The following is a 4132-nucleotide window of genomic DNA, read 5'->3' on the forward strand; positions in this document are numbered from 1 at the left end:
TCTACCGGGTATGGAGATTTTCGCTCGCAGCTTCAAGCCTAAACGCCAATTGCTGGTTGGTGGACAGGGCATCGCACTGGAAGAATTTCTTTCCAACCCAGCGAGTCACTGGTTGAAATAAAGTGAAGTCTTCCGGTGATCGAACACCACCACGGTCACTATGAGCACCACAGCCGCCCTGAGTGAGCGCGCTCAAACCAAGACATCAAGTCATGCTCAGACAGGAAGTTGTGGCAGTCAGCCGCGCAAAACAGCGTGCACTTGACCGCTTCGGTGCGCTCAAAACAAATTCCTCTGCCACAAGGCAGTGGCTCAACGAAAGGGACTAACCCCCGTCATTCTTCACGAGCCGCATTTTGTGAACGATCTGCGCTCTATTTGCGCTCTGTTTGCGTGACTAACACGGTTTTCGCATGGTCTTAGGTGTCAACCGCTGACCGACATGTTATTGAAACTACGTTTAAAGGTGGATTCGACTCCCACTCGCTTCCGCCATCTAAAACCCGCGTCATTACTGAGGATTTTCACTTAGGTGCCATTGAATGTGCTAGATAGTGTGCTGGCCAACGTCTGCCAGTGCGAGCCCACGATACACAGGAGGCAGCTCTGTAAAAGTGATGTATACATCACAAAACTATTGAAAGTTACAAAAAAGTGATATATAACTCACTTTTATGCAGACACTGGCAGGACTGGGCGAAGCGGTCTCAACAAGACGAAAGGCTCTTGGACTGAAACAGAGCGATGTCTCCCTACGCTCTGGAATCACCAGGGAATCCCTTGTGCGCTTTGAACGAGGACAAGTACCGGAGTTCGGTTCCCGCAAGCTCCTAGCCGTGCTAGCAGTACTCGGACTTGAAATGAGTTTCACCGAGGTTGGGACATCAGGGACCCTCGATGAACTGCGGCGTGAGCGGGGTGGTGCTTGAAGCTAAATGTTCATGTCCTTGGTTGTCATGTTGCCGTCCTTGAACAAGTCGGCGATTTCAAGAGCGTATTGACCTACGTTCCAGAGGTCGCGCCGGAGAACCTCGTCTCTTTGACCATGCCCGTCCGCACCGAATCGTACCCGTGGGACGACCAGCTTCACCCCATTTTCCAGATGAACCTTCCGGAGGGCTATCTGCTGCAAGTCTTGCAGGAGGAGTTCGGGCCGGTCGTTGGCGCGAGTCCAACCGCGCTCCTCTCCGTTATCGGGCGAAATATGGTCGGAAGGCTTCAGGTCGCTCCACCTGAGGCATCGCTAGACGAACCGGCAAAACCGATTGAAGTTGCCGAGCTCCTCAAGGGGGACAACTCGGAGGAGGCGTTTTCGCGGCTCGTTAGAGAACATGCGAGAAGTGGCGTCTCCGGCGTCCTGCCTAAGTTTTTAGACACGGAACAGAAGAAGCAGGTCGGGCTGGGGCCGCACAAGAAAGCGACCTTGCTGACCCACCAGCACATCATCAAAGGCGCATCAAGCAGGCTTCCGTTCGCGACCGCCAACGAGCACTTATGTATGCAGGTGGCTTCGAAAGTCCTCGAATCTGCGAAAACGGAGCTGTCAGAGGATGGAAATGTTCTAGTGGTGCATCGCTTCGATGTCGACGAGAACGGAAAGCCCTTTAGGGCGTTGGAAGATTTTTGTGCGCTCCTCGGGCTCCGGCCCTCTGCGAAGTACGAAACAACATGGGAGAGAATCGCGAAGGCGGTTCGCAACTTTGTGCAAGGCGCAGACCAGTACGAGACGTTTAAGAAGCTGACCGCAATTCTCCTGTTGACGTACGCACTGAGAAACGCTGACTGCCATTCGAAGAATCTGGCATTGCTGTACACGTCGCGAACGGACGCACGGCTCGCGCCCGTGTACGACTTTTTCACGACTTCCGTGTACGCGGGTTACCAGAACAATCCGCCCGGAATCAGCTTCCTGGGAAGAAAGACGTGGTTACCGGGCAAAACTCTGGGGACATTTATCACTTCCAACTTCGGCATCCCTCAACGGGAGCAAAAGGAAATCGTGGAACATATCAGTGATGCGGTTGTAGATGTCGCCCCTGCCGTGCTCGAACTGATGAAAGGGTTGGCGGGTTTCAAGGACGTTGGAACGCGCATGCTGGCCACATGGAATGACGGAGTGAACGTTCTGCGCGAACCTCGCATGTATGGTTTGAGCCCGTGGAAATCCAGTCCGGCATTCGAGGGAATCTCTGACCCGCCGAAACTCAGGAACCCGCGAAAGGTCATCGGCCAGTGGCGAACCGCAGCAAATCGAAAGCGAAGTGAACAGCCCAGCAGGTTGCATTCCCAGTAAGTAACAGTAGTAATCTCCTGCTCTTGCTGCCCTCCTGTTGCTGTTCCTGCTCTCGCTCTTGTTGCTCCCGCCGTTCTTCGTCTTGCTATGGTCGTCGTTCCTCTTCTTGTTCTCGCCGTTCCGGTCGATGAATCGTAAGAACACATCAAGTACCAGTTCGCGCGTTTGACGCGGCAAGTCTTCTTTCTGCGGCGACAATGTCTGGCCTACGGCGAAGGAGATCACTTGCGTTTGCTTCTGCTCCAAGCATCAACTCCTGATCCTGAATCGCTCCCGGCTACGTGCGCTGGTTTGCGGTGCATAACTAGTGCATGCTGATTATTGTCAGAATTCAGCCTGCTGTGGATATCGTTTGCGATGAATAACGGCCTGGTAAATGGTGCCGAGACGGTGGCGTACATCGGAAGTTTGTTGCTTCTCGGAAATAACCTTACAAGAACCTCTATACTACGTTGGAGATTTTACGGAAAAGAAACCTGCCGGCGTTGGGCCTCCTAATAGCATTGTTGATCAGGCTCATTTGACACGACAGGCTAAACGATCTAAGCGCTCCCGCGAACTTTTCCGATGAGGTGAGTATGTCATTGACCAGGCGAGAGGTCTGTAGGCTCATTCCGGCGCTGATGGCGGCAGGAAACGCAATTCCCGCGTTTGCTGGCCAGGACGATTCGCTGCCCTCGGCAGCCTTTCCATTTGAAAGCATGCCTGTACAAGACTTCGATCACGCGCAGATGCGAAAGATCCTGAAAGGAAAACTGGCAACGGGCGAACTTATCGAAGTACATGCCACAACTCTGCCCCCGAATGGATATCCGCATCCGCCGCATCGTCATCTCCACTCCGAGATGTGGCTCATCCGTGAAGGTACCGTCGAACTTACAATCAATGGCGCCAGCCATCGTCTGGGCCCAGGAGGGCTGGGGTTCGTACATTCCAATGAGGAGCATGGCATCAGGAATGTCGGTACAGGCCCCGCCACCTACTTTGTTGTGGCTATCGGTCCCGGGGCGGACACCTAATCATGATCTGCTACATTGTTCTGCGGCAATTAGGATGCCGTGACGAGATGCAACCGGCTGGCTGTCTCGCTGATTCAATGGCGTGGGAGTATTCCTAATGACCCCAATTTCATCGGCCGGGCACCTTTCGCGAGCTGTGAATATCGAGGATTTGCGCGAACTGGCTCGACGCCGACTCCCGAGAATTGTTTTCAACTACATCGATGGTGGCGCCGACGGCGAGTGGACACTTCGCGAAAACCGCCGAGCCTTCGACGCGATTACGTTCCGACCACAGCAAGCCGTAGCTGTGCCGGCGTGTGACCTCCGAACCCGCGTGCTGGGTACGGAGTTGTCGATGCCGCTACTCCTGGCACCGGTAGGTTATCTGCGCGTAATGCACCCCGACGGCGAAATCGCTGCCGCTCGGGCCGCCGGGCGTGCAGGCGTCGGCTTCATTTTGTCCACAGTTTCCGGCCACCGACTCGAAAATGTGAAGTCGGCCTCGAGCGGACAAGTTTGGTATCAGCTCTATCTCACGGGCGGCCGTGCCGCTGCAGAGAATGCAATGGGGCGAGCTATGGATGTGGGATACACGGTCCTGGTGATAACGATCGATTCGACCGTCATCGGACACCGAGAGCGCGAATTGCGTGACGGAATGGAGCAGCTTCTGCGCGGCAATATCTGGTCGAAGATTCCGTTCGCCCCGCAAGTTCTGGCTCGTCCACGTTGGCTGACGCGCTTTCTCCTCGACGGCGGCCTTCCCGACATGCCCAATATCGTCAGCGCGGAAACAGGTGTACTGAGGGTTCGTGATGCGCACACTGCGATGAAGCGC

At 54.8% G+C, this 4132-nt stretch carries 3 protein-coding genes; all 3 read left to right on the plus strand.

Translation table 11 applies throughout. The features are described from left to right. The first annotated feature begins 925 nt into the window (after positions 1–925). Positions 926–2293: a HipA domain-containing protein gene (locus VNX88_10025; GenBank protein HWY68993.1), complete on the plus strand. Its 1368-nt coding sequence runs from the start codon at positions 926–928 to the stop codon at positions 2291–2293. Between the two features lie 578 nt (positions 2294–2871). After that, entirely contained in the window at positions 2872–3312 is a 441-nt protein-coding gene (locus VNX88_10030) for a cupin domain-containing protein (GenBank protein HWY68994.1), read from the plus strand. A gap of 97 nt (positions 3313–3409) precedes the next feature. Beyond that, the coding region (locus VNX88_10035; GenBank protein ID HWY68995.1) for an alpha-hydroxy acid oxidase at positions 3410–4132 on the plus strand (723 nt) is incomplete at its 3' end.

This window comes from Terriglobales bacterium (assembly GCA_035567895.1).
Lineage (GTDB): Bacteria > Acidobacteriota > Terriglobia > Terriglobales > Acidobacteriaceae > Gp1-AA112.